Below are 25,214 nucleotides of genomic sequence, written 5' to 3' on the forward strand. Positions count from 1 at the left end.
GACGCGTGGTCGACGCAGCCCCCTCCCCGTGGAACGCCGCGAACGCGGTGACGATCGCGCGCATCGCGCTCGTCCCGTTGTTCGCCTGGGCGCTCCTCGTCGACGGAGGGCAGACGGTGGAGTGGCGCCTGGTCGCCACCGGGATCTTCGTGCTCGCCGCGGCGAGCGACCGCCTGGACGGGTACCTGGCGCGCAGCCGGGGCCTGGTGACCGACCTCGGCAAGCTGCTCGACCCCATCGCGGACAAGGCGCTCATCGGCACCGCGCTCGTGCTGCTGTGGTGGCCGCTCGGCGAGCTGCCCTGGTGGGTGCCGGTGGTGATCCTGGCGCGCGAGCTCGGCATCACGGTGATGCGGATGGCGGTGCTCAAGTACGCGGTCATGCCGGCGTCGCGCGGCGGCAAGCTCAAGACGGTGCTGCAGTCGGTGGCCGTCACGCTGTTCCTGCTGCCCCTGGAGCACCTGCCGGGCTTCGTCGGGGTGGTGGCCTGGGTGGTGCTCGCGGCGGCGATCGCCGTCACGGTCGTCACGGGCGTGGAGTACGCGGTCCAGGGTTGGCGGCTGCGCCGCGAGGCGCGGCGCGCCGCGCGGCTCGCGTGAGCGACGGCGCCACGGAGGCCGGCGCCACGGGAGCCTGCGCGGGGCCGGGCACGTCGGCGGCCCGGCAGGTCCTGGCCGCCGCGGCCGCCCGCGGGCTGACCCTCGGCGTGGCCGAGTCGCTCACCGGGGGCCTCGTCGTCGCCGCGCTGGTGGGCGTGCCCGGGGCGTCGGCGGTGCTGCGCGGCGGCGTCGTCGCCTACGCGACCGACCTCAAGGCGGCGCTGCTCGGCGTCGACGCCGACCTGCTCGCCGCGCGTGGCGCCGTGGACCCCGACGTCGCCGCGCAGATGGCGCTCGGCGTGCGGCGGGTGACCGGCGCCGACGTCGGCCTGGCGACCACCGGCGTCGCCGGTCCCGACCCCCAGGACGGGCACCCGCCGGGGCTCGTCTACGTCGCGGTGGCGGCGCCGCGGCCGGGCGCCGAGGTCGAGGTGCGCCGGCTCGACCTGAGGGGCGCCCGGCCCGCCGTGCGGGCCGGGGCCGTCGCGGCCGTGCTGGGGCTCGCGGTGGAGGTGCTGTGACGAGCACGTGCCCGGGCTGGCGTGCGCCCGCGGCCCGTGGGAGGTTCGAAGGGTGGTCCACCGGTGAGGACGGTCACGGCCGGGTATCGGCGGGAACAAGCATTCGCACGCACGCGTTCAACGAAGCGTGATCACCACCAGGCCCACGGGACGACCCCAGGTGCGTCCGAGCCGACAGGACGCGGCGCGCGCAGGGTACGGTAGGGCAACCCCCGATCACGGGGGACGCAAGTCAGCAAGGACGAGGCCGGCGACGGCGCACGATGTCCGGCCCGCAGAGCCGGACGCAGGAAGGGGGCGCGAGATGGTCGTTCTTCGACGCGAGATCGGCGACGTGCTGCGCGACGCGCGGCAGCGTCAGGGGCGCACCCTGCGTGAGGTCTCCTCGGCCGCCCGGGTCTCGTTGGGCTACCTCAGCGAGGTCGAGCGGGGCCAGAAGGAGGCGTCCTCGGAGCTGCTCGCCTCGATCTGCGAGGCGCTGGACGTGCCGATGTCGCTGGTGCTGCGCGAGGTCAGCGACCGCATCGCGGTCGCCGAGGGCCTCGCGATCCCCGACACGATCCCAGCCGACTTCGTCGCCGGGCTCCTGGCCCGCGGCGGCGAGGCGCGGCCCTGGTCGGGCCGCGGCGCCACGACGGAGGACCCGGAGCTGCAGCCGGTCGGCTGACCCGCAGCACCGCCACGCACGACGGGCGTCCCACCTCGCGGTGGGGCGCCCGTCGCCGTCGCGGCGGTGCCTGCGGTCGGGACCAGGGCCGCGCACCTCGGGCGGCGACCCGCACGCCGTGATCCAGGCCGCGACCTCAGGCCGCGGGCCCGGCCTGGCACACCGGGCACCAGTAGATCGCGCGCTCTCCGGCGTCCGGGCGCACCCCCGGGCCGGCGGTGCTGCCGAGCGCGATGGGCGTGCCGCAGCGCCGGCACGGCTTGTGGTGCCGCCCGTGGACGGCGGGCTCGACCGACCCGAGCCCCGAGCGGCGGCCCACGAGCACCGACCGGCCGATGAGCCGGCGCGCCGCCAGCAGCAGCGCGCGGCGCCCGTCCTCCGGCAGGTCTCCCGCGGGCAGCCACGGCCACAGCCGCTGCGCGAACAGGGACTCGGCCGTCCAGATCGTGCCGAGCCCCGCCACGGTGCGCTGGTCGAGCAGCGCGGCGCACAGCGGCCGCCGCGGGTCGGCGGCGAGCCGGGCGGCGGCCTCGTCGAGCCGCTCGGGGAAGTCGTCGGCCAGCACGTCCGGGCCCAGGTGGCCCAGCAGGCGCGGCTCGTCCCGGGTGCGCAGCACGTCGAGCATGCCGAGGTGCCAGCCCAGGCAGGTCCAGCGCTCCGTGGCGAGCACCGCGCGCACCGCGGCCGAGCGCCCCGAGGCCGCCGGGGTGCCCGTGCGGTGCACGCGCCAGTACCCCTCCATGCGCTGGTGGGCGTGCACGGTGCGGCCGTCGTCGAACCGCAGGAGCAGGTGCTTGCCGTACGCCACGGACTCGCGCAGCGTCGCCCCGACGAGGTCGACGCCCGCCGCCGACGGCCAGCGCAGCTCCGCTCGCACCAGCGGCACGCCGCGCAGGGCGGCGTCGAGCCGCTCGGCGGTCAGGCGGAGCACGTCTCCCTCGGGCACCTGAGCAGCCTAGGCTCTCGCGACCCGCGGGGAGCGCCGGACCGGTCTGCACAGGATCTCCCGAGAACCCGACCGAGCGCCGCCTGCGCTGCACCGTCGTGCGCCGCACGATGCCCCTAGGGTCGAGCCGTGGCCGAGAACCTGACCTCGCAGATCGCCGACTGGGCGGTGCACCTGATGGAGACCCTCGGCGCGCCGGGGGCGGGCGTCGCCGTGGCGCTCGAGAACATCTTCCCGCCCCTGCCGAGCGAGGTGATCCTGCCGCTGGCCGGGTTCACCGCCTCGCAGGGCAGCCTGGAGCTCGTGCCGGTCCTGATCTGGACCACCGTCGGGTCCGTCGTCGGCGCCCTCGCGCTCTACACGCTCGGCGCGGTGCTCGGCCGCGACCGGCTGCGCCGCCTGGTGGCCAAGGTGCGGTTCGTGCCGCTGGAGGACGTGGACAAGGCAGAGGCGTGGTTCGACCGGCACGGTGACAAGGCGGTGCTGATCGGCCGGCTCGTGCCGATCGTGCGGTCGCTGGTGTCGATCCCGGCGGGCGTGGAGCGCATGCGGCTGGGCCGCTTCCTGCTGCTGACCCTGATCGGCAGCGGGGTGTGGAACACGGTGCTGGTCGGGGCCGGGTACCTGCTGGGCGACCAGTGGCACCGGATCGAGGCGTGGGTCGGCACCTTCCAGTCCGTGGTGATCGTGCTGGCCGCCGCGGCGGTCGCCTGGTGGGTGGTGAGCCTGGTGCGCCGCCGCCGCGCCCGGGGCCGCGCCGACGCCGACGACGCCGGAGCCGACGAGGCCCGGACCGCGGACGCCCGGACCGCGGACGCCCGGACCGCGGACGCCCGGACTGCGGACGCCCGGGCCGGCGACGGCCGCGAGGCCGGGCGCCCCGGGGTCAGGCCGCGGGCCGCAGACCCCGAGGCGTGACGGCGAACCCCGCGTCGAGCAGCGCCGCGGCGGCCGGGGTCCGGTCCCGCGCGGCCGTGAGCGCCGCGACCCCGTCCACCCGCTGCACCGTGACCCGGCCCAGCCGGCCCGCGCGCGTGGCGGCGGCGAGCGCCGCTGCCGCGGCAGCGAGCCGTGCCGGGTCGCCGCCGTCGCCGCGGCCGAACGACAGGACCGTGCGCCCGCCGCGCTCCACGAAGAGGGCGAGCTCGCCGTCGACGAGCACCACCACGGCGCCGGCCTTGCGGCCCGGGCGGTGGGCGGAGGCGCCGTCGCCGTCGGCCGCCTCCGGTCCCGTGACGGCGGAGCTGGGCGGCCAGGCGAGCGCCGCCCCGTAGGGGTTCGCCGGGTCGGTGGCGGCGAGCAGCACCGCGCCCGGCTCGGCGCGGCGGGTCGTGCCCGCGCCGGCGCCGGCGTCGTCCACGAGCGCCTCGAGGGCGCGGGACCGGTCGGCGGCGTCCGTGCGCACCTGGTCGACGGCGCCGGGGACGGCGAACTGCGAGCCGCCGAGCCCCTCGACGAAGTAGCCGCGGCGCACGGCGCCGCGCTCCTCGAGCTCGGTGAGCACCCGGTAGACCGCGCGGAACTCGGGCGTCACGCCCTCCGACGGCGCCACGGCGCGGGTCAGCACCCCGTGCCGGTCGAGCAGCACCTGCGTCAGGGCGTGCGCCCGCACCGTGGGGTCCTGCTCCACGGCGGGCAGGGCCGACCACCGGCCGCCGCCGGTGCGCGGCACCACCGCTGCCGACGTCGGGCGCACCAGCCCGAACCGCGAGGGGCGCACGGGCCGGGCCCGGCCCGGGGCGGCCGGGGCGCGGTGCGCGCCGCCGCCCTGGCGGCCGGAGCCGCCCAGTGCCTCGCGCAGCGGGCCCAGCCGGTCGTTGGTCACCCACCCGGCCCACACCAGGTCCCACAGCGCCTCGAGCGTGGCGGCCTGAGACGCCCCGGCCACCTCGGCGAGCCGCGGCAGGAAGTAGCCGCCGGAGCCGGTGAGCAGGTCGAGCACGGCGCGGTGCAGGTCGCTGTCGAGCGGGGCGCCCTCCTCGACGGGGTCGGGGCGTCGCAGCGTCAGCGGCGCGCCGTCGGCCAGGTGCAGGCTGACCATGCCGTCGCCGCCGCCCGACCCGGGCAGCCGCCCGTGGCCGCACCACAGCACCTCGCCGGCCGTGGTGAGCTCGTCGAGCAGGGCGGGGGAGTAGTCCGTCACGCGCGCGGGCAGCACGAGCGTCTCGAGGGCCGAGGCGGGCACCGCCGCGCCGGCGAGCTGCTCGACCGCGCGCAGCAGCCCGTCGGTGCCGCGCAGCGTTGCGCCGGCCGAGCCGGTCCCGCCCACGCGCACGCCGATGCCGTGCCAGCGCGGCAGGAACACCCCGAGGGCCTGCGGCTCCACCGGCTCGACCTCGGCGCGCAGCGCCGCGAGGGACCGGCGCCGCAGCGTGCGCAGCACCTCGGGGTCGCACCACTCGTCGCCCGTGCCGCCCAGCGACGACGGGCGCAGCGCGCCGCGCACCACCGCCCCGACGGCGTCGAGCCGGGCGAGGGCCTGCTGCACGACCGCGATGCCGAGGCCGAACCGGCGCGCGACGTCCGCGGCGGCGAACGGCCCGTGCGTCCGGGCGTGCCGGCGCACGAGGTCGCCGAGCGGGTCGGCGACCGGCTCGGTGAACGTCTCCGGGATGCCGACCGGCAGGGCCACGCCCAGCGCGTCCCGCAGCCGGCCCGCGTCCTCGACGACGGCCCACTGCTCGGGGTCGGCGGCCTGCGGCCCGCCGACCCGCACGCGGATCACCCGGCGGCCCCGCTCGAGGTCGGACAGCCAGCCCGCGACCTCCCCGCGCGAGCCCTCGCGGGTGCGGGCCTGCAGCGCGGCGAGCGGGTGCGGCCCGGTGCGCCGCAGCACGTCCCACAGGCCCTCGGCGTCCTTGGCCTGGCGGGTCTCGGCCAGCGCCTGCAGCTCGGCCTCGGTGCGCTCCACGGCGCCAGGGTCGAGCAGGTCGGCCAGGGGGGTGGCGCCCTGCTCGCCGAGCAGCTCGGCCAGCAGGTCCGGGTCGAGCGACAGCGCGGCGGCGCGCCGCTCGGCCAGCGGCGCGTCGCCGTCGTAGAGGAACTGCGCCGTGTAGCCGAACAGCAGGGCCTGGGCGAACGGTGACGGGGAGGGCGTCGTCACCTCGACCAGGCGCACGCGCCCGGCGGCGACGTCGGCCATGAGGCCGGACAGCGCCGCGACGTCGAAGTCGTCCTGGAGGCACTCGCGCGCCGCCTCGAGCGTGATGGGGAAGTCGGGGAACTGCGCGGCCACCTGGAGCAGCTGCGCGGCGCGCTGGCGCTGCTGCCACAGCGGCTGGCGCCGGTCGGGCCGGCGGCGCGGCAGCAGGAGCGCGCGGGCGGCCGCCTCGCGGAACCGGGCCGCGAACAGCACGGATGAGCCGAGCTCGTCGCGCACCGCGGCGAGCACCTCGTCCGGCTCGAGCAGGAGGTCCTCGGCGGTGACCGACGGCGCGTCGGCGGACCGGCCGTCGCCGTCCGCGCCGACCCGCTGCCCGCGGGCGGGCAGCCGCCCGTCCCACCCGGCGTCCCAGCCGCCCGGGTCCGGCAGCCGCAGCACGATCCCGTCGTCGGCGTGCATCGCCGCCACGTCGAGCCCGTACCGGTCGCGCAGGCGGGCGGCGACCACGAGCGCCCACGGCGCGTGCACGGGGGCGCCGAACGGCGAGTGGACCACCACGCGCCAGTCGCCGAGCTCGTCGCGGAAGCGCTCGACGACGATCGTGCGGTCGTCGGGGACGCGGCCCGTCGCCGCGCGCTGCTCGCGCAGGTACGCCGCCAGGTTGTCGGCCGCCCAGTCGTCGAGGCCCTCGTCCTGCAGCCGAGCGCGGGCGGCGTCGGGGTCCGCGGCGAGCAGCGCGTCGGTGGTGCGCACGAACTCGCCGACGGCACGGCCCAGCTCGACGGGGCGGCCGGGGGAGTCGCCCTTCCAGAACGGCAGCCGGCCGGGCAGGCCCGGCGCCGGGGACACGAGCACGCGGTCGGGGGTGATCTCCTCGATCCGCCACGTGGACGAGCCGAGCGTGAACGTGTCGCCCACCCGGGACTCGTAGACCATCTCCTCGTCGAGCTCGCCGACGCGCTTGCCGCCGCGCTGGCCCTCGCCCTCCGCGCCCACGAGGTAGACGCCGTACAGGCCGCGGTCGGGGATGGTGCCGCCGCTCGTGGCCGCCAGGCGCAGGGCGCCGGGCCGCCCGGACAGCCGGCCGGTGGCGCGGTCCCACACGATGCGCGCGCGCAGCTCGCCGAAGTCCTCGCTCGGGTAACGCCCGGCGAGCATGTCGAGCACGGCCCGCCACGTCGCGTCGCCGAGGCCGGCGTACGGGTGCGCCCGGCGGAACAGGGCCAGCAGCGCGTCGGCGTCCCAGTCCTCGGTCGCGAGCGCCGCGACGACCTGCTGGGCGAGCACGTCCAGGGGGTTGGTCGGCACGTGCAGCGACTCGATCTGCCCCTCGCGCATGCGGCGGGTCACCACGGTGGCCGGCACGAGGTCGCCGCGGAAGGTGGGGAAGACGACCCCGTGCGACACCGCGCCCACCTGGTGGCCCGCGCGCCCGATGCGCTGCAGGCCGCTCGCGACCGACGGGGGAGCGCCCACCTGCACGACGAGGTCCACGGCGCCCATGTCGATGCCCAGCTCCAGGGAGCTGGTGGCCACGACGGCGGGCAGGCGCCCCTCCTTGAGCTCGGTCTCGGTGCGGGTGCGCTGGGCGCGGCTCATCGACCCGTGGTGGGCGCGGGCCAGCACGAGGGCGCCGTCGCCGTCGCCACCGCCGTCACGGCCGTCGCCGTCGCCACCGCCGCCGGGACCGGGGGCCCCGTCGTCGGGCGCGCCGCGCGCCGCGGCGGCGCTCGCGAGCGCCGCGGGCAGCGCCGCCGCGGTGCCCGACTGGCCCGGCGCCTGCGCCGCCCACTCCCGGCCCGGGTCCGCGACCGCGAGGCCGAGGCGCTGCGCCCACGTCTCGTTCATGCGCGCGGTGAGGCGCTCGGCGCTGCGCCGGGAGTTGGCGAACACCAGCGTCGAGCGGTGCGCCGCGACCAGGTCGACCACCCGCTCCTCGACGTGCGGCCACACCGACGCGCGGCGCAGCGGGGACGTCGCGTCGCCGGTGAGGTCCGGCACGCCCGGCACGCCGACCGGGTCGCGGCCCCCGACGCCGTCGTCGGGGCCGCTGCGGGAGACCGCGGCGTCCAGGTCGGCGAGGTCGGGCACCGGCACGACGACGTCGATGTCCCAGCGCTTCTCGGCCGGCGGCTGGACGACGACGACCTCGCGCCCGCCCTCGGCCGCGGGCCGGTGGCCGCCGAGGAAGGACGCGACCTCCTCCACCGGGCGCACCGTCGCCGAGAGGCCCACGCGCTGGGCGGGCCGCTCCAGCAGGGCGTCGAGCCGCTCGAGCGTCAGCGCCAGGTGCGCGCCGCGCTTGGTGCCGGCGACGGCGTGGATCTCGTCGACGATGACCGTCTCGACCCCGAGCAGACCCGCGCGCGCCTGCGAGGTGAGCACCAGGAAGAGGGACTCCGGCGTGGTGACCAGCACGTCCGGTGGCCGCGTGGCGAACGACCGGCGCTCGGCGGCGGGGGTGTCGCCGGTGCGCATGCCCACCGTGACCTCGGGCGTCTCGAGCCCGAGGCGCACGGCGGCCTGGCGGATGCCGGTGAGCGGCGAGCGCAGGTTGCGCTGCACGTCCGCCGCCAGCGCCTTGAGCGGCGAGACGTACAGCACCCGGCAGCGGCGCGAGCGGTCCTCGGGCACCGGCTCGTGGTGCAGCCGGTCGATCGCCCACAGGAAGGCCGCCAGCGTCTTGCCCGAGCCGGTCGGGGCCACCACCAGCGCGTGCCGGTCCGCCGCGACCGCGTCCCACGCCCCCACCTGGGCCGAGGTCGGCCCCTCGAACGCGCCGCGGAACCACTCGCGCGTCGCGGGGCCGAACCGGGCGAGCGGGTCGGGCGCAGCGCCCTGGCCGTCACCGGGCACTCCGTCGGGCACTCCGTCGGGCACTCCGTCAGGCGCTGCGTCAGGCGCTGCGTCGGGCGTGGTCACCCGGCCATTCTGCCGCCGACCACCGACAGGCGCGGGGTGGCCGGCGAGCGGAGCACCCCGGTCCGGGGGCGTGCCACCGGGCCGGCGTCGGGACGGTGTCGCGACGACGCCGGTGCCGCGCCGGTGCCGGGCCGCCTTGACCGTCGTGCGAGGCTGGGCACGTGCGTGAGCGGGAGTTCTGGCAGCTCGTCGACGAGGTCTTCGGACCGGCGTACGGGCGGTCGCTCGTGCGCGAGCAGGTGCTGCCCCGGCTCGGTGACCGCACGCCGGTGCAGGCGCTCGAGGCGGGCCTGCAGCCCCGCGACGTCTGGCACGCGCTGTGCGACGCCCTCGACGTGCCCGACTCCCGGCGCTGGGGCCGCGGCGCCGAGCGCCAGGCGCCCCCGCCCAGCCGCTGAGCCGCACCGCCGCCGGCCGCGGGCACGGGGCCGCCCACGAGACCTTCCTCCCCTGGTGCCGTCGCGAGCCGCGACGGCCACCCGGTGTGCGGTGCGACACACCTGACAGGGGCCTGTCTTTCGAACACGCGTTCGGCTAGAGTGGTGCACAGGCACGGGTTCTGGAACCTCGTCGACAGGCGGGGGCCGGAGGAGGCGCTCGTGTCGGTGGCTGCGCATACGGTCGAGACCGATGAGCACGCAGGCACAGAAGCCGGCGCGGACCCGCCGCGCCCCGAACGCAAAGGTGACCGACATGCCCGCACCGGCAGACCGCGACAAGGCCCTCGAGGCCGCGCTCGCCCAGATCGACCGCAGCTTCGGCAAGGGCTCGGTCATGCGCCTCGGCGACGAGACCCGCGCTCCCGTCGAGGTGATCCCCACCGGCTCCATCGCGCTGGACGTCGCCCTCGGCATCGGTGGCCTGCCGCGCGGCCGCATCATCGAGGTCTACGGCCCCGAGTCCTCCGGCAAGACGACGGTGGCGCTGCACGCGGTCGCCAGCGCGCAGCGCGCGGGCGGCATCGCGGCGTTCATCGACGCCGAGCACGCGCTCGACCCCGAGTACGCCAAGAAGCTGGGCGTCGACACCGACGCGCTCCTGGTCTCCCAGCCGGACACCGGCGAGCAGGCGCTCGAGATCGCGGACATGCTGATCCGCTCCGGCGCCCTGGACATCATCGTCATCGACTCGGTCGCGGCGCTCGTGCCCAAGGCCGAGATCGAGGGCGAGATGGGCGACAGCCACGTGGGTCTGCAGGCCCGCCTCATGTCCCAGGCGCTGCGCAAGATCACCGGTGCGCTCAACGCCTCGGGCACCACCGCGATCTTCATCAACCAGCTGCGCGAGAAGATCGGCGTCTTCTTCGGCTCCCCGGAGACGACGACGGGTGGCAAGGCGCTGAAGTTCTACGCCTCGGTGCGCATGGACATCCGCCGCATCGAGACGCTCAAGGAGGGCACGGACGCGGTCGGCAACCGCACGCGCGTCAAGGTCGTCAAGAACAAGATGGCCCCGCCGTTCAAGCAGGCGGAGTTCGACATCCTCTACGGCGTCGGCATCTCCCGCGAGGGCGGCCTCATCGACATGGGCGTGGAGCACGGCCTCGTGCGCAAGTCCGGCTCGTGGTTCACCTACGAGGGCGACCAGCTCGGCCAGGGCAAGGAGAACGCCCGCAAGTTCCTGCGCGACAACCCCGACCTCGCCAACGAGATCGAGAAGCGCATCAAGGAGAAGCTCGGCGTGGGCGCGCGGGTCGACGCGCCCGCCGACGAGGTCGCGGCCGGTGCCGCGGCACCCGTCGACGCCGCGCCCGTGCCGGTCGGTGCGGGCGCCGGCAAGGGCAAGAAGGCGCCGTTCTGACGGACGGGCGCACGATGACGGACGAGCCCTTCGGGCCGGACGAGCAGGACGGCCGGGGCGGTCGCGGCGTGGGGAAGCGTCGCGGCCGCCCCGGCCGTCGTGGTGAGAGCCGTCGTGGCGGTGGCGATGGCGGTGGCGGTGGCGACGGCGAGCGCGGTCGGCGCGCTCCTCGCGCCCCGCGTCGCACGGTCGCCGAGCGGCTCGAGGCCGGCGAGATCGGCCTGGAGGAGGCGGCGGAGCTCGCGCGCGAGACCCTGCTGCGCATCCTCACCGCGGCGCCCAAGAGCCGCCACGAGCTCGAGCAGTCGCTGGCCCGCAAGGGGTACCCCGAGCACGTCGTCGGCCCGCTGCTCGACCGGTTCGACGAGGTGGGCCTCGTCGACGACACCGGCTACGCGCACCTCATCGTGCGCACCCGGCACGCCGAGCGGGGCCTCGCCCGCCGGGCCATCGCCGTCGAGCTGCGCCGGCGCGGCATCGACGACGACACCGCCGCCGAGGCGCTGGAGCAGGTGGAGCCCGACGACGAGCGCGCTACGGCCGCGGCGCTCGCCCACCGGCTCGTCGCGCGCACGCGCGGCCTCGACCGGGACGTGCGGGTGCGCCGCGCCGCGGCCGCGCTCGCCCGCAAGGGCTACGGCGCCGGCGTCGCGTTCGCGGCGGTGCGCGAGGCGCTGTCGGCCGAGGGGGAGGACACCGAGGACCTCGCCGACCTGGAATGAGCCTCGCGGCGGCGGAAGAACGGCCGCGCGGCGGCGGCCGCACGGACGACGAGGGCCTCCGACCGGAACCGGTCGGAGGCCCTCGTGCTTGCGCGGAGCGGGTCGCTCAGGTCTGGCCGATACCGGCGCCGGCGACCGGGCCGGGGCCGATGCCGGCGACCGGGCCGGGGCCGATGCCCGGACCCTCGTCCGTGGTGCCGGAGGTGCGGCTGGACAGCCGCCGCGCCAGCAGGTGGGCGACCCCGGAGAGCACCCAGTTGAGCGCGATGAACAGCACCGCGGCCACGAACAGCGTCTGCAGCGGGTTGCCGGAGCCCGCCTGCAGCACCTGCGCCGAGCGCAGCAGCTCGGCGTAAGCGATCAGCTGGCCCAGCGCCGAGTCCTTGAGCACGACGACGAGCTGGGAGACCAGCGCGGGCAGCATCGCGATGAGCGCCTGCGGCAGCTGCACCGAGCGCAGCGTCTGGCCCTGGGTCAGGCCGATGGACAGGCCCGCCTCGCCCTGGCCCTTCGGCAGGTTGTTCACGCCCGAGCGCACCAGCTCGGCGATGACCGACCCGTTGTAGAGCACGAGGGCGACGACCACGGCCGCGAACGCCGGCTCGGCCACCAGGCCCTCGAAGAAGAATCCGAAGAGGGCGTTGAAGAACACCATCATCAGCAGCACGGGCACGGCGCGGAAGAACTCCACGACCACCGAGGAGACCCATCGCACGGGGCGCAGGTGCGACAGGCGGCCCATGCCGAACACGAGGCCGAAGACGACCGCGCCGACGGTCGCGAAGGCGGCCGCGCGCAGCGTGTTGACCAGGCCGGGGATGTAGTAGAACTGCCAGGCGCGCGCGTCCAGGGCCGGGCCCCACAGCGCGGCCGAGAACTGGCCCTTGTCGTAGAGCACGAACGCGACCCAGGCCAGCAGCGCCACCACCACCAGGGCGCCGACGACGTTGCCGACGGCCTGCCGGCGCCGGCCGCGCGGGCCGGGGGCGTCGAAGAGGACCGAGGAGCTCATCGCTTCACCGCCAGACGGTTGGACAGCGAGGTGGTCAGCACGCCGATGGGGATCACCAGGATCACGTAGCCGATCGCGAAGGTCGCGAAGATCTCCCAGATGTAGTTCGGCTGGAACTCGATCATCGTCTTCATGAGGCTGGACGTCTCCCAGGTGACCGACGCGGCGGCCGCGACGGTGGAGTTCTTCAGCAGCGCGATGAGCGTGTTGCCCAGCGGGGCGACTGCGCCGCGGAACGCCTGCGGCAGGATGACCAGCCACGCCGCGGACAGGAACGGCAGGCCGATCGCGCGCGCCGCCTCCGCCTGGCCCACGGGCACGGTGTTGACGCCCGACCGGATCGCCTCGCAGACGAACGCGGCGTGGTACACCCCGAGGCCCACCACGGCCAGCCAGAAGAAGTTCCACTGGAAGCTCGGGGACAGGTTGACGCCCAGCTGCGTCCACACCGCCAGGACCAGGAAGGTCATGATCACGGTCAGCGGCGTGTTGCGGAAGACGTTGACGTACGCCCCACCCGCCCAGGCGAGCGACGGCAGCGGCGAGATGCGCATGACCGCCAGGACCGTGCCGAGGACGAGCGCGAGGATCGCGCCGAAGAACGTCAGCTGGATGTTCGTCCAGAACGCGCCGAGCACGTCGTACTGCTCGAACAACGCCAGGAAGCCGGACAGGTAGTCGTCGTCCACCGGTCACCTTTCGACGGGGTGGAGGGGGAGGGAGAAAGGCGCGGCGGGGCGCCCGCCAGGGCGCCCCGCCGCGGGTGCGCGTCAGGCGCAGGCGTCCTGCGACGGCGGGTTCATCTCCGCGTTGGGCGTGTAGCCGGTGCCCTCGGTGTTCGCGGTGACCGCCTCCTCCCAGGCGCCGTCCTCGATCATCTTCGCGATGGCGTCGTTGATCGCCTGGCACTGGTCGGAGTCCTGCGGGATGCCGACGCCGTAGCGCTCCTCCGAGAACGGGTTGCCGACGACCTTGAGCTTGCCGGCGTTGGCCGGGGTCGCGGCGAGGCCGGCGAGGATGATGTCGTCGGTCGTCACCGCGTCGACCTGACCGCCCGTGAGCGCGGTGACGCACTCGGAGTAGCCGGGGCGCTCGAGCAGGTTCACGTCCTGCGCGTACTCGTCCTTGATCCGCTGGGCGGACGTGGAGCCCGTGACGGAGCACAGGTTCTTGCCGTTGAGCGACTCGGGACCCGTGATGTCGGTGTTGTCGGCGGCGACCAGGAGGTCCTGGCCCGCGACGAAGTACGGGCCGGCGAAGCTGACGACCTGCTTGCGCTCGTCGGTGATCGAGTAGGTCGCGAAGATCATGTCGACCTGGCCGGTCTGCAGCAGCTGCTCGCGCTGGGCCGACGGGGCCTCGACCCACTCGATCTGGTCGGCGGAGTAGCCGAGCTCGTTCGCGACGTACGTGGCGACGTCGACGTCGAAGCCGGTGTACTGGTCGCCGTCCTGGTAGCCCAGGCCCGGCTGGTCGAACTTGATGCCGATGCGGATGCTGTCGCCGCCGGCCGAGCCGGTCGGCGAGGCGTCGCCGCCGCCGCCGGAGCCGCCGACCTCGGCGCCCGAGCAGGCGGACAGGGTCAGAGCGGCCGTGGCCGCGAGGGCCAGCAGGCCCGTGGTGCGCTTGCGCATGATGGGTCCCCTTCGATCTGTCATGGTGCGGGAGGAACTCGTGGGCGGGGCCGGGCCCCGCGGGCGTCGGCGCCGCGGGCGGCGCCGGTCGAGATCAGTGGACGAGGATCTTCGACAGGAAGTCCTTCGCCCGGTCGCTGCGCGGCGCGGTGAAGAACGTGTCCGGGTCGGCCTCCTCGACGATCTGGCCGTCGGCCATGAACACGACGCGGTCGGCCGCCTTGCGGGCGAAGCCCATCTCGTGGGTCACCACGATCATCGTCATGCCCTCGCGGGCCAGGGCGACCATCGCGTCGAGCACCTCGTTGACCATCTCGGGGTCGAGGGCCGAGGTCGGCTCGTCGAAGAGCATGACCTTGGGGTGCATGGCCAGGGCGCGGGCGATCGCGACGCGCTGCTGCTGGCCGCCCGAGAGCTGGGCCGGCATCTTGCGGGCCTGGTTCTTGACGCCCACGCGGTCGAGGAGCGCGAGCGCCTCCTGCTCGGCCGCCGCCTTCGCGGTGCCGCGCACCTTGCGCGGGCCGAGCGTCACGTTGTCGAGCACGGTCTTGTGCGCGAACAGGTTGAACGACTGGAAGACCATCCCGACCTCGGCGCGCAGGCGGGCCAGGTCCTTGCCCTCGGCGGGCAGGGGCCTGCCGTCGACGCGGATCTCGCCGTCGTCGATCGTCTCCAGGCGGTTGATGGCGCGGCAGAGCGTCGACTTGCCCGAGCCCGACGGGCCGATGACGACCAGCACCTCGCCCTTGCGCACGGTCAGGTCGATGTCGCGCAGGACGTGCAGGTCGCCGAAGTGCTTGTTGACGCCCTTGAGCTCCACGAGAGCGGGCGCGCCGGTTTCCATACGTTCAACCCCATCAGTCGGTGGTCGGCCGCGGGCCATGATGCCCTCATCATGTTTCGGGGAGGGACTCATGGTGTGACGCGGTTGGCATCGGTCCGGTAACGATATGCCCTGGGTCACCACCACAGGAGCCGGCCCCTGGCCGTCCGTACCGCTGGGCCCGGGAACGTACCCTAGGAACGATGTCCACGACCACCGCATCTCAGCCCCTGACGTACGTCGTGCGCACCCTCGGGTGCCAGATGAACGTGCACGACTCCGAGCACATGGCGGGCCTGCTCGAGCAGGCCGGGTACGTGCGCGCCTCCAAGGAGGACGAGGCGGCGAGCCGCGCCGACGTCGTGGTCATCAACACCTGCGCGGTGCGCGAGAACGCCGCGACGCGCCTGTACGGCAACCTCGGCCAGCTCGCGTCGGTCAAGGCCGACCGTCCCGGCATGCAGATCGCCGTCGGCGGCTGCCTCGCGCAGAAGGACCGCGGCGAGATCGTCGGCAAGGCGCCGTGGGTCGACGTCGTCTTCGGCACCCACAACCTCGACGCGCTGCCGGTGCTGCTCGAGCGCGCGCGGCACAACGCCGAGGCGCAGGTGGAGATCGCCGAGTCGCTGCAGGTCTTCCCCTCGACGCTGCCGACCCGGCGCGAGAGCGTCTACGCCGGCTGGGTCTCCATCTCGGTGGGCTGCAACAACACCTGCACCTTCTGCATCGTGCCGCACCTGCGCGGCAAGGAGCGCGACCGGCGACCCGGCGAGATCCTCGCCGAGGTCGAGGCGCTCGTCGCCGCGGGCGCCGTCGAGGTCACCCTGCTGGGGCAGAACGTCAACAGCTACGGCGTCGAGTTCGGCGACCGCGGCGCGTTCGCCAAGCTGCTGCGCGCGTGCGGGCAGATCGAGGGCCTGGAGCGGGTCCGCTTCACCAGCCCGCACCCCGCCGCGTTCACCGACGACGTCATCGCCGCCATGGCCGAGACCCCCAACGTGATGCCGCAGCTGCACATGCCGCTGCAGTCGGGCTCGGACCAGGTGCTGCGCGCCATGCGCCGGTCGTACCGGTCGGCGAAGTTCCTCGGCATCCTCGACCGCGTCCGCGCGGCGATCCCGGACGCGGCCATCACCACGGACATCATCGTGGGCTTCCCGGGCGAGACCGAGGAGGACTTCCTCGAGACCATGCGCGTGGTCGAGGCCTCGCGGTTCAGCTCGGCGTTCATGTTCCAGTACTCGCCGCGCCCGGGCACGCCCGCCGCGACGATGGCGGGCCAGCTGCCCAAGGAGGTCGTCCAGGAGCGGTTCGAGCGGCTCCTGGCCCTGCAGGAGCGGATCTCCGCCGAAGAGGCGGCCGCCCAGGTGGGCCGCACCCTCGAGGTGCTCGTCGCCGAGGGCTCGGGCAAGAAGGACGGCGAGACGCGCCGCCTGTCGGGCCGCGCCCCCGACAACCGCCTGGTGCACTTCGCCCTGCCCGCCGGCACCCTGGGGGTCGCCGAGGCGCCCGAGTCGCTCGCCGACCCGCGCCTGGGCTCGGCCGCCGACCTCGACCCGCGCCTGCCCCGGCCGGGCGACATGGTCACGGTCGAGGTCACCCGCGCCGCGCCGCACTTCCTGGTGGCCGACTCCGCGCTCGACGGCGGCGCGTTCCGCGTGCGGCGCACGCGGTCCGGCGACGCCTGGGCGGCGCGCGAGGCCGCGCGCCTCGGCGGCGGGGACGAGCACGGGCACGGCCACGGGGCGGCGCCGTCGGGCCCCGTGACGCTCGGCATGCCGTCGCTGCGCCGCTGACCCGGTGGTCCGGGGCCCGGCTCAGTCCGTGCCCTCGGCGTCCTCGTCGTCGTCGCCACCGTCGAGGGCGGTCCCGGGCGTCAGCGCCGCCACCGTGGCGAAGAACTGGCTCGCGGTGACGAGGCCGCACGAGACGGTGGCCGCGAGCTGGTCGTCGGTGGCGCCGTGCTCGAAGTCCACCGAGACCTCGGCGTACAGCGCCATGCCGCCGCCCTCCTCGCGCGTGTAGACCTTGGGCCAGATCCGCTCGCGGTTCCAGTCGTTGGCGGCCTGCAGCACCGCCAGCCGCGCGCTCGGCGGGACCAGGCCCGCCCAGCGGCCGCGGACCTGGAGGATCTCGCGGTGGTCGCCCAGCAGCAGGAACCAGAACCGGTTGCCGTCCCACGTGCCGGTGACGTCGCCGTCCGCGTCGACGCGGAAGCGGTAGCCGCGCCGGGCGAGGTCGTCGCCGACCCGCTCCGTCGTCAGCGGCGTCGGCCGCTGCACGACGACGGGCTCGCCGACGGGCCGCGCGACGCGCGTGCGGTGCCCGAGGGCGCGCAGCAGCGTCCGCCACGGGGTCCGTGCGCTCACGGCGCCTCCCGCAGCGGGTCGGGGTACCGGGCGTCGAGGTGCTCGAAGAACATCGTCCCCGTGGTCAGCCCGCACTGCAGGAGCTGCTCGAGCTGGTCGTCGGTGGCGCCGTGCTCGACGTCGACGGTCACGTCGGCGCACACCACCACGGAGCCGTTGTCGCGGACCCGCACGTACGTCTTGGGCCAGATGCGCTCGGCGTTCCAGGCGTTGCATACCTCGAGCACCTCCTCGAGCCGCTCGATCGTCAGCTCGCGGTGCCACTGGCCGCGCACCTGCAGCACCTCGTCGTCCTGGCCGAGGACGAGGAAGTAGAACAGCCAGCCGTGCCACAGCCCGCCGACGTCGCCGTCGGAGTCGACGAAGTAGGCGAAGCCCGACTCCTGCAGCCAGCGGACGACGCGGTCGCGCGACAGGGGGGCGGGGACCTCCGCGGGGTCCAGGTGCCGGGGCCCCGGCGCCGTGCGCGGCGAGCCGACCACCCGCAGGAGCAGGCTCTCGACCCGGTCCCGCAGCTCGTCGTCGTCGATCCCCTCGCCGGCGTCCGCGTCGGGGCGTGCGCCCCGCGGCCCGTCAGACCGGCGTGACCCGAAGAACCTCACCCGGCCACACTACCCGGCGCCGCCGACGCCCCGTCCAGCGGCGGCTAGGGTCGGCGGCGTGCCCGCGCCCGCCGCCCCCGTCCGCGCCGTCGTCGTGCCCGCCACGCCGCTGCTCGTGCCGGGCGCGGCGGGCGCCGCCGAGGTGCTGGTCGCCGTCCGCGCCGCGGTGCGCCGGGCGCTGCGCGAGCTCGCCGCCGCGGACCCGGGCGGTCCGGCGCCCGCGGTGCTGGCGCACGGACCGGTCGTGCGCGCCGGCCGCCTGCGGCCGTCGCTCGCGGCCGTCGGCGTCGCGGACCGCTGGGTCCCGCTGCTGGGGGAGCGCACCGCCGCCGGCACCGGCTCGGGCGACGACGGCGTGGCCGGCGTCCCGGCGTCGGTCGCCCTGCTCGCGCTGGCGGACGCCGGTCTGGCCGCCGGCGTGACCGTCGAGGTGCCCGCCGCCGCGGGGCCGGACGACGTCGCGGCGGCCGTGGCCGCGCTGGGCACGGGCCCGGTCGTGGTCGCCGGCGGCGGCGTGCCGGGCGGCCCGGAGCGGGGCCCCGCGGCGCTCGCGCCGGGCGTGGCCGCGGTGCTCGCGGCGCTGGCCGCGGCCGGCGGCTGGGAGGCCGGGCCGACGGCGGTGCCGGCGCACCACGAGCACCTGCCCGCGGCCTACCACGTCACCGTCCACCGGGGGCGCGCCCCGGGACGCTGACGTGGACGGCGTGCGGCGGCGCGCCCGACCGTGTGACGGAGGGCGTGACCGAGGCGTGCCGGGCGGCGGCGCGCCGCCCACTAGGGTCGTCGCGTGAGCGCAGCACAGACGGGGCCCGGGGTGGTCGTGGCCGTGGTCGGCCCCACCGCGACCGGCAAGTCGGACCTCGCCCTCGACCTGGCCGAGGCGCTCTCGCCCGGCGGCGCGCGGCCCGGCGCGGCCCGCGCGGCCGCCGAGGTCGTCAACGCCGACGCCTTCCAGCTCTACCGCGGCATGGACGTCGGCACCGCCAAGGTGCTCCCGCACGAGCGGCGCGGGATCGTCCACCACCAGGTCGACGTGCTCGACCCGCACGAGGACGCGTCCGTCGCCCGGTACCAGGAGGCCGCCCGCGCCGACCTCGACGCGATCGCCGCGCGCGGCGCGCGCGCCGTCGTCGTCGGCGGATCGGGGCTCTACGTGCGCGCGCTGCTGGACCACATGGACTTCCCCGGCACCGACCCGGGGCTGCGCGCCGACCTCGAGGAGCGCGCCGAGCGCGAGGGCCGACGGGCCCTGCACGCCGAGCTCGAGCGGCTCGACCCGGCCGCCGCCGCGAGCATCGGGCCGCACAACACGCGACGGATCGTGCGGGCGCTGGAGGTCATCGCGCTCACCGGCCGGCCGTACACCGCCAACCTGCCGCGCCAGGAGTACGTGCGGCCCGCCGTGCAGATCGGCCTCGACTGCGACCGCGCCACGCTGGACGCGCGGGTCGCGCACCGGGTGGAGCGCATGTGGGACGCGGGCCTGGTGGCCGAGGTGCGCGCCCTGGCGAGCCCCGAGCAGGGCGGCACCGGGCCGGGGCTCGGCACGACGGCGGCGCGCGCCGTCGGCTACGCCGAGGTGCTCGCGGCCCTGCGCGGTGAGGCGAGCGAGGACGAGGCGCGGGCGGCCGTGGTGGCCAACACCCGCCGGCTGGCGCGCAAGCAGATGGGATGGTTCGGGCGCGACCCGCGGGTGCGGTGGCTCGACGCCGCGTCGCCGACCCTGCTCGCCGACGCGCTCGCGGTCGTGGCGGCGGCGGACGCCGGTGACCTCGCCCCACCTGCGGCGGAGCCCGTGCGCCGTAGTCTGGGGTCATGACCTCGGCCACCACGACCGTCGGCACGCTGCGCTTCACCAAGGGGCACGGCACCCACAACGACTTCGTCCTCCTCGCGGACACGCGCGGCGACCTCGAGCTGACCCCCGAGCAGGTGCGCCGCCTGGCGGACCGCCGCGGCGGCGTCGGCGGCGACGGCGTCATCCGCCTCGCGCCCACGGCGGCGATCGCCCGCGCGGGGGAAGCGGTCGCCGACGAGGTGCTCGCCGAGGAGCCGCGGGCGATCTGGTTCATGGACTACCGCAACGCCGACGGCTCGGTCGCCGAGATGTGCGGCAACGGGGTGCGGGTGTTCGCTGCCTTCGCCGAGTCGCTCGGGCTGGCCGACCTCGCCGACGGCGACGGCTTCGCCCTCGGCACGCGCGCCGGCGTCAAGCGGGTGCGCAAGGTCAGCGCCCCGGACGGTTCCGGGGCCTGGTACGCCGTCGACATGGGCCCGTGGTCCCTGCCCGGCGGCCCGGAGACCGCCACCACGGGCGCCGACGCCGCCGTCGCCGTGCGCGGCTGGGACGCCCCGCGGCCGGCGCTGTCGGTCGACCTCGGCAACCCGCACACGGTCGTCGCGATCGCCGAGGTCGCCGAGCTCGAGCAGCTCGACCTGACGCAGGCGCCCGACGTGGCGCCGGTGCCGCCGCGCGGCACCAACGTCGAGCTGGTCGTGCCGCTCGGCGAGGAGCGCACCGCCGCGGGCGACGTCGTGGGCCGCGCCCGGATGCGCGTGCACGAGCGCGGCGTGGGGGAGACCCGCTCGTGCGGCACGGGCGCGTGCGCCGCGGCCCTCGCCGTGCGCACCTGGGCCGCCGCCGGCGGCGCCCCGGCCGTGGACACCTGGTTCGTGGAGGTGCCCGGCGGCCTGCTGCGGGTGCGGGCCCTGCCCGACGGGCACGTGGAGCTGGCCGGGCCGGCCGAGCTGGTCTTCACCGGCGAGGTCGCGCTCGGCTGACCGCTCCGGCAGGGTCGCCGCGGCGCCGTCGCAGGCCCTCCGCGGGGCGGCAGGGCGGAGCGGCGCCCCGCGGTCAGCGGGTGATGCGCAGGACCCGGTAGCCCTTGGCGCTCGCGGCCCGCTCGACGGCGACGCCCAGCGGGGCGCCGAGCTCCGCGTCGACCCAGCGCGCCAGGGAGTCGGCACCGAGGTTGCGCTGCACCACGAGCCACGCGCCGCCCGCCGGGTCGCCCGGCGCCACGGGCGCGAGCCGGGCCAGCCAGGTGCGCAGCATGCCGTGCAGCACGTCCTTGCCCACGCGGATGGGCGGGTTCGACCAGAGCGCGGCGACCGTGACGTCCGCCGGGACGTCGTCGGGCAGGCAGGCACGCACGTTCTCCAGGCCCAGCCGCGCGGCGTTGCGCCGCACCAGGTCCAGCGCCCGCTCGTTGACGTCGACCGCCCACACGGTGGCGCCCGGCGCCTCGAGCGCCATCGTCAGCGCGAGCGGCCCCCAGCCGCAGCCGAGGTCGAGCAGGTGGCCCGTGGCCGGCGGCGGGGGCGTCTCGCGCAGCAGCACCTGCGTGCCCAGGTCGACGCGCCCGGGGGAGAACACGCCCGAGGCGACCTCGACCTCCACGTCCCGCCCGGCCAGCCGCACCGCCACGGTGCGCCGCTCCTCGGCGGAGGCGGGCCGTGCGGTGAAGTAGTGGTCGGCGGGCTCGGGGACGTCCGGGTGGTTCACGGCGCGATCCTACGTGCGGCCCAGAACCACCGGCCTCGAATTCCCGGGCCTCGGGCGGCCCGGCGTGGAATCCTGGGGGTGCACCACGCGTTGTACCGAAGGCGCCCACCGAAGCGGCGCCAACCGATCGAGAGGCACATTCTTGACCCACACCCCGCAGGACCCCCAGGCTCCGACGGCGGAGCAGCCCGACACCCGCGCCGCCGCCCCGGACGCCCAGGCGATCGCGAACGACGTCGTGGCACGGGTCCTCGCCCGGGCGGGGACCGCGCGCGCCGAGGGCGGCACCGTCCACACCGAGCACGACGGCGAGCAGCTCGACCTCGAGGAGCGCACCGCGCTGCGGCGCGTCGGCGGGCTCTCGACCGAGCTCCAGGACGTCACCGAGGTCGAGTACCGCCAGCTGCGCCTCGAGCGCGTCGTCCTCGTCGGCGTGTACTCCGGCGGCGAGCGCGAGGCGGCCGAGGCCGAGGTCTCGCTGCGCGAGCTCGCGGCCCTCGCCGAGACGGCCGGCTCCCAGGTGCTCGACGGCGTGCTGCAGCGGCGCCAGAAGCCGGATCCCAGCACCTACCTCGGCTCCGGCAAGGCGGCCGAGCTGGCCGACGTCGTCGCCGCCGAGGGCGCGGACACCGTCGTGGCCGACGCCGAGCTGGCCCCCTCCCAGCGCCGCGCGCTGGAGGACATCGTCAAGGTCAAGGTCATCGACCGGACCGCGCTGATCCTCGACATCTTCGCCCAGCACGCCAAGTCGCGTGAGGGCAAGGCGCAGGTGGAGCTGGCGCAGCTCGAGTACCTCCTGCCGCGCCTGCGCGGCTGGGGCGAGTCGATGTCCCGCCAGGCCGGTGGCCAGGTGGGCGGCGCGGGCGCCGGCATGGGCTCGCGCGGCCCCGGCGAGACGAAGATCGAGCTGGACCGCCGCCGCATCCGCAACCGCATGGCGAAGCTGCGCCGCGAGATCGCGGCCATGAAGCCGGCCCGCGAGACCAAGCGCCTCGAGCGCCACCGCAACGCCGTCCCGTCCGTGGCGATCGCCGGGTACACGAACGCCGGAAAGTCGTCGCTGCTCAACGCCCTGACGGACGCGGGCGTGCTCGTGGAGAACGCCCTGTTCGCCACGCTGGACCCGACCGTGCGCCGGGCCCGCACCGAGGACGGGCGCGTCTACACGCTGGCCGACACCGTCGGGTTCGTCCGGCACCTGCCGCACCAGCTCGTCGAGGCGTTCCGCTCCACGCTCGAGGAGGTCGGCGAGGCCGACCTGCTGCTGCACGTGGTCGACGCCGCGCACCCGGACCCCGAGGGGCAGATCGCGGCGGTGCGCGAGGTGCTGTCCGAGATCCCCGGCGTGCACGACGTGCCCGAGGTCGTCGTGCTCAACAAGGCCGACGTCGCCGACCCCGAGGTGATCGGGCGCATCCAGCGCCGCGAGAAGCACACCGTGGTCGTCTCGGCCCACACCGGCGAGGGCATGGCGGAGCTGCGCGCGCTGATCGCCGACGCCCTGCCGCGGCCCGACGTCGAGATCGACGTCGTGGTGCCGTACTCGCGCGGCGACCTGGTGCACCGGGTGCACCAGGCGGGTGAGATCGACCACGAGGAGCACCTCGCCGCCGGCACGCTGCTGCGTGGCCGGGTCGACGAGGGGCTCGCTGCGGAGCTGCGGCGCGTCGCGGTCGCGGCATCCTGACCCGGCGGCGCGCGCCGCGGACCTGCGGGCGCGCTGCCGCCGACCGCTCGCACGGCCCCGTGCCCGGCTCTCGCCGGGTGCGGGGCCGTCGTGCGTCCCGGGCCCGGCGGCGGAGCGGGCGCGGCGCCCGCGGCGTCCACAGGGCCGCCGGCGGGGTCGGACCGCCACCGTAGGATCGACCGGTGAGCACGAGCGCGCGCGGGGCCGAGGTCGAGGACGCACCGGCCGAGGGCGCGGCGGTGCCCGACGTCGAGGCGCTGCTCGACCTCGCCGTCGGCCGCCTGGGCGGCGGCCGGCGCGACGGCCAGCACCGGATGGCGCTGGAGGTGGAGCGGTCGATCGCCTCCGGCCGGCACCTGCTCGTGCAGGCCGGGACGGGCACCGGCAAGTCGCTCGGGTACCTCGTGCCCGCGGTGCGGCACGCCGTGGTCGAGGGCGAGCGCGTCGTGGTGTCCACGGCCACCCTGGCGCTCCAGCGCCAGGTGATCACGCGCGACCTGCCGCTCGTCGCGGAGGCGGTCGCGCCGCAGCTGCCGCGCCCCCCGAAGGTGGCCCTGCTCAAGGGCTGGCACAACTACCTGTGCCTGCACAAGGTGGGCGGCGGCTATCCCGTCGAGGAGTCGGTGCTGTTCGACCTGCCGGGCGAGGCCGCGGGCGCCGCCGAGCACCCCGCGGCGTCGTCCGCCGGCCCCGGGCGCGGGGACGCGCCCGCCACGCTGGCCGACCAGGTGCGCCGCCTGCACGCCTGGGCCCAGGAGACGGAGTCGGGCGACCGGGACGACCTCGTGCCCGGCGTGCCGGACCGGGCCTGGCGGCAGGTGTCCGTGACCTCGCTGGAGTGCCTGGGCCAGCGCTGCCCGCTGCTCGAGCAGTGCTTCCCGGAGCGGGCGCGCGCGGCGGCCCGCGAGGCCGACGTCGTCGTCACCAACCACGCGATGCTCGGCATCGCCGTGTCCGGCAACCCCAACGTGCTGCCGGAGCACGACGTCGTCGTGGTGGACGAGGCGCACGAGCTCGCCGACCGCGTGACGGCGGCGGCCACCGTCGACCTGTCCCTCACGAGCGTCGAGCACGCCGCGCGGCTGGCCCGCCGGCACGGCGGCACGGAGACGTCGGCGCTCGACGCGGCCGCCCAGACGCTCGGCTCGCTGCTCGCCACCGTGCCGGCGGAGCGGTTCCCGCAGGGCCTGCCGGACGACCTGCGCACCGCCGTCGGCGCCGTGCGCGACGCGGCGCGCGAGCTGCTCAGCCGCCTCAAGCCGGAGGGCGGCGCGCAGGCCCAGGCCCAGCCCGACCCCGGGCACAAGATGGCCCAGTCGGCGGTGCTGCAGCTGTTCGAGGTGGCCGAGCGCATGGCCGCCGAGGACACCAGCGCCGACGTGCTGTGGTGCTCGCGGCCCGACGAGAGCTCGCCGTGGGGCGACGGCGTCTCGCGGCTGCACGCCGCGCCCCTCGGCGTCGCGGGCCTCATCCGCACCGCCCTGCTCGGCGAGGCGACCGGCGTCTTCACCTCCGCCACGCTCGCCCTGGGCGGCCGGTTCGACGCCGTCGCCGGGTCCCTCGGCCTCGGGCGCGCGACGGGCGACGACGCGAAGGGTGACTGGGCCGGGGTCGACGTCGGCAGCCCGTTCGACTACGCGCGCCAGGGCATCCTGTACGTCGCGCGCCACCTGCCGGCCCCGGGGCGCGAGCCCACGACCGACGCGCAGCTCGACGAGATCGCCGGGCTGATCGAGGCGGCCGGCGGGCGCACGCTGGGCCTCTTCTCGTCCCGGCGCGCCGCCGTCGCCGCCGCGGAGGCGATGCGCGAGCGCCTCGACGTGCCCGTGCTCGTGCAGGGCGACGACCAGCTGCCCAGCCTCGTGCGGCGGTTCGCGGAGGACCCGCGCACGTGCCTGTTCGGCACGCTCTCCCTGTGGCAGGGCGTGGACGTGCCGGGCCCCAGCTGCCAGCTCGTGCTGATCGACCGCATCCCGTTCCCGCGGCCCGACGACCCGGTGCGCTCCGCGCGGGCGCGCGCCGTGGAGCAGGCGGGCGGCAACGGGTTCATGCAGGTGGCCGCGACGCACGCCGCGCTGCTGCTGGCGCAGGGCGCCGGGCGCCTCGTGCGCAGCGCCGAGGACCGGGGCGTGGTGGCGGTGCTCGACCCGCGCCTGGCCACCGCACGGTACGGGACCTTCCTCGCGCGCTCCATGCCGAGCTTCTGGCCGACCTCCGACCCGGCGGTGGTCCGCGCTGCGCTGAGCAGGCTCGACACCTAGCCTGGGGGCGGCGACGCCGGACCCGCTCCGAGGAGGACACC

Annotated in this window: 22 protein-coding genes; 13 read left to right on the top strand and 9 right to left on the bottom strand. The window is 76.3% G+C overall.

The window, feature by feature from the left end:
• Positions 1–5 precede the first annotated feature (5 nt).
• The 3 genes from pgsA (at position 6) to U5M74_RS07925 (ending at position 1,787) form a co-directional block, all read left to right on the top strand.
• The gene (pgsA, locus tag U5M74_RS07915; RefSeq protein WP_410907823.1) at positions 6–599 is read left to right on the top strand and encodes a CDP-diacylglycerol--glycerol-3-phosphate 3-phosphatidyltransferase; all 594 of its coding nucleotides are present in this window, start codon (positions 6–8) and stop codon (positions 597–599) included.
• The gene (locus tag U5M74_RS07920) at positions 596–1,120 is read left to right on the top strand and encodes a CinA family protein (protein WP_410907825.1); all 525 of its coding nucleotides are present in this window, start codon (positions 596–598) and stop codon (positions 1,118–1,120) included. The genes pgsA and U5M74_RS07920 overlap by 4 nt, the downstream gene beginning before the upstream one ends.
• A gap of 304 nt (positions 1,121–1,424) precedes the next feature.
• Entirely contained in the window at positions 1,425–1,787 is a 363-nt protein-coding gene (locus tag U5M74_RS07925; RefSeq protein ID WP_069983891.1) for a helix-turn-helix domain-containing protein, read from the top strand.
• A 136-nt stretch (positions 1,788–1,923) separates the two neighbouring features.
• On the opposite strand, the gene U5M74_RS07930 is transcribed toward U5M74_RS07925, so the two are convergent.
• On the bottom strand, positions 1,924–2,733 hold the full coding sequence (locus U5M74_RS07930) for a DNA-formamidopyrimidine glycosylase family protein (protein ID WP_410907827.1): 810 nt from the start codon (positions 2,731–2,733) through the stop codon (positions 1,924–1,926).
• Positions 2,734–2,862: 129 nt separating this feature from the next.
• Here U5M74_RS07930 and U5M74_RS07935 point away from each other — a divergent pair, with 129 nt between their 5' ends.
• Positions 2,863–3,651 carry a DedA family protein gene (locus tag U5M74_RS07935; protein ID WP_410907829.1) on the top strand — a complete coding sequence of 263 codons (789 nt, stop codon included), beginning with the start codon at positions 2,863–2,865 and terminating at the stop codon, positions 3,649–3,651.
• Here the strand turns inward: U5M74_RS07935 and U5M74_RS07940 are convergent.
• The gene (locus U5M74_RS07940) at positions 3,620–8,716 is read right to left on the bottom strand and encodes a DEAD/DEAH box helicase (protein ID WP_410907831.1); all 5,097 of its coding nucleotides are present in this window, start codon (positions 8,714–8,716) and stop codon (positions 3,620–3,622) included. The two genes, U5M74_RS07935 and U5M74_RS07940, sit on opposite strands and share 32 nt — an antisense overlap.
• Before the next feature lie 203 nt (positions 8,717–8,919).
• On the opposite strand from U5M74_RS07940, the gene U5M74_RS07945 reads away from it, so the two are divergent.
• The 3 genes from U5M74_RS07945 (at position 8,920) to U5M74_RS07955 (ending at position 11,280) form a co-directional block, all read left to right on the top strand.
• Complete coding sequence (locus U5M74_RS07945; RefSeq protein ID WP_410907833.1) at positions 8,920–9,156, top strand: DUF3046 domain-containing protein; 237 nt, start codon at positions 8,920–8,922, stop codon at positions 9,154–9,156.
• Positions 9,157–9,451: 295 nt separating this feature from the next.
• A complete protein-coding gene (gene recA, locus U5M74_RS07950; RefSeq protein WP_410907835.1) occupies positions 9,452–10,558 on the top strand; it encodes a recombinase RecA in 1,107 nt (368 codons plus the stop codon).
• A 14-nt stretch (positions 10,559–10,572) separates the two neighbouring features.
• Positions 10,573–11,280 carry a regulatory protein RecX gene (locus U5M74_RS07955; protein WP_410907837.1) on the top strand — a complete coding sequence of 236 codons (708 nt, stop codon included), beginning with the start codon at positions 10,573–10,575 and terminating at the stop codon, positions 11,278–11,280.
• A gap of 106 nt (positions 11,281–11,386) precedes the next feature.
• Here U5M74_RS07955 and U5M74_RS07960 read toward each other — a convergent pair whose 3' ends face one another.
• The 4 genes from U5M74_RS07960 to U5M74_RS07975 form a co-directional block, all read right to left on the bottom strand.
• Positions 11,387–12,292, bottom strand: coding sequence for an amino acid ABC transporter permease (locus U5M74_RS07960; protein WP_410907839.1), 906 nt, complete (start codon positions 12,290–12,292; stop codon positions 11,387–11,389).
• Complete coding sequence (locus U5M74_RS07965; protein ID WP_253181387.1) at positions 12,289–12,981, bottom strand: amino acid ABC transporter permease; 693 nt, start codon at positions 12,979–12,981, stop codon at positions 12,289–12,291. Before U5M74_RS07965 ends, U5M74_RS07960 begins: the two co-directional genes overlap by 4 nt.
• 81 nt (positions 12,982–13,062) lie before the next feature.
• On the bottom strand, positions 13,063–13,926 hold the full coding sequence (locus U5M74_RS07970; protein WP_410907841.1) for a glutamate ABC transporter substrate-binding protein: 864 nt from the start codon (positions 13,924–13,926) through the stop codon (positions 13,063–13,065).
• A gap of 94 nt (positions 13,927–14,020) precedes the next feature.
• Positions 14,021–14,770, bottom strand: coding sequence for an amino acid ABC transporter ATP-binding protein (locus U5M74_RS07975; protein WP_410907843.1), 750 nt, complete (start codon positions 14,768–14,770; stop codon positions 14,021–14,023).
• Positions 14,771–14,952: 182 nt separating this feature from the next.
• On the opposite strand from U5M74_RS07975, the gene miaB reads away from it, so the two are divergent.
• Complete coding sequence (gene miaB / locus U5M74_RS07980) at positions 14,953–16,545, top strand: tRNA (N6-isopentenyl adenosine(37)-C2)-methylthiotransferase MiaB (RefSeq protein WP_410907845.1); 1,593 nt, start codon at positions 14,953–14,955, stop codon at positions 16,543–16,545.
• Between the two features lie 21 nt (positions 16,546–16,566).
• Here miaB and U5M74_RS07985 read toward each other — a convergent pair whose 3' ends face one another.
• Both U5M74_RS07985 and U5M74_RS07990 read right to left on the bottom strand, forming a co-directional pair.
• Entirely contained in the window at positions 16,567–17,118 is a 552-nt protein-coding gene (locus U5M74_RS07985; protein ID WP_410907847.1) for a YbjN domain-containing protein, read from the bottom strand.
• Positions 17,115–17,720 carry a YbjN domain-containing protein gene (locus U5M74_RS07990; protein ID WP_410907849.1) on the bottom strand — a complete coding sequence of 202 codons (606 nt, stop codon included), beginning with the start codon at positions 17,718–17,720 and terminating at the stop codon, positions 17,115–17,117. The genes U5M74_RS07985 and U5M74_RS07990 overlap by 4 nt, the downstream gene beginning before the upstream one ends.
• Before the next feature lie 58 nt (positions 17,721–17,778).
• On the opposite strand from U5M74_RS07990, the gene U5M74_RS07995 reads away from it, so the two are divergent.
• The 3 genes from U5M74_RS07995 to dapF all read left to right on the top strand — a co-directional run bounded on the left by U5M74_RS07995 (position 17,779) and on the right by dapF (position 20,501).
• Positions 17,779–18,414, top strand: coding sequence for a hypothetical protein (locus U5M74_RS07995; RefSeq protein ID WP_410907851.1), 636 nt, complete (start codon positions 17,779–17,781; stop codon positions 18,412–18,414).
• A gap of 93 nt (positions 18,415–18,507) precedes the next feature.
• Positions 18,508–19,539, top strand: a complete 1,032-nt coding sequence (gene miaA / locus U5M74_RS08000) for a tRNA (adenosine(37)-N6)-dimethylallyltransferase MiaA (protein ID WP_410907853.1) — start codon at positions 18,508–18,510, stop codon at positions 19,537–19,539.
• Positions 19,536–20,501: a diaminopimelate epimerase gene (gene dapF, locus U5M74_RS08005; protein ID WP_410907855.1), complete on the top strand. Its 966-nt coding sequence runs from the start codon at positions 19,536–19,538 to the stop codon at positions 20,499–20,501. The genes miaA and dapF overlap by 4 nt, the downstream gene beginning before the upstream one ends.
• A gap of 73 nt (positions 20,502–20,574) precedes the next feature.
• Here the strand turns inward: dapF and U5M74_RS08010 are convergent, their stop codons facing one another.
• Positions 20,575–21,225, bottom strand: coding sequence for a class I SAM-dependent methyltransferase (locus U5M74_RS08010; RefSeq protein WP_410907857.1), 651 nt, complete (start codon positions 21,223–21,225; stop codon positions 20,575–20,577).
• A 142-nt stretch (positions 21,226–21,367) separates the two neighbouring features.
• On the opposite strand from U5M74_RS08010, the gene hflX reads away from it, so the two are divergent.
• Positions 21,368–22,912: a GTPase HflX gene (hflX, locus tag U5M74_RS08015; protein ID WP_410907859.1), complete on the top strand. Its 1,545-nt coding sequence runs from the start codon at positions 21,368–21,370 to the stop codon at positions 22,910–22,912.
• Between the two features lie 182 nt (positions 22,913–23,094).
• The gene (locus tag U5M74_RS08020) at positions 23,095–25,173 is read left to right on the top strand and encodes an ATP-dependent DNA helicase (protein ID WP_410907861.1); all 2,079 of its coding nucleotides are present in this window, start codon (positions 23,095–23,097) and stop codon (positions 25,171–25,173) included.
• The last annotated feature ends 41 nt before the right edge of the window (positions 25,174–25,214 follow it).

This window comes from Puerhibacterium sp. TATVAM-FAB25, assembly GCF_046535855.1.
Lineage (GTDB): Bacteria > Actinomycetota > Actinomycetes > Actinomycetales > Cellulomonadaceae > Puerhibacterium > Puerhibacterium variabilis_A.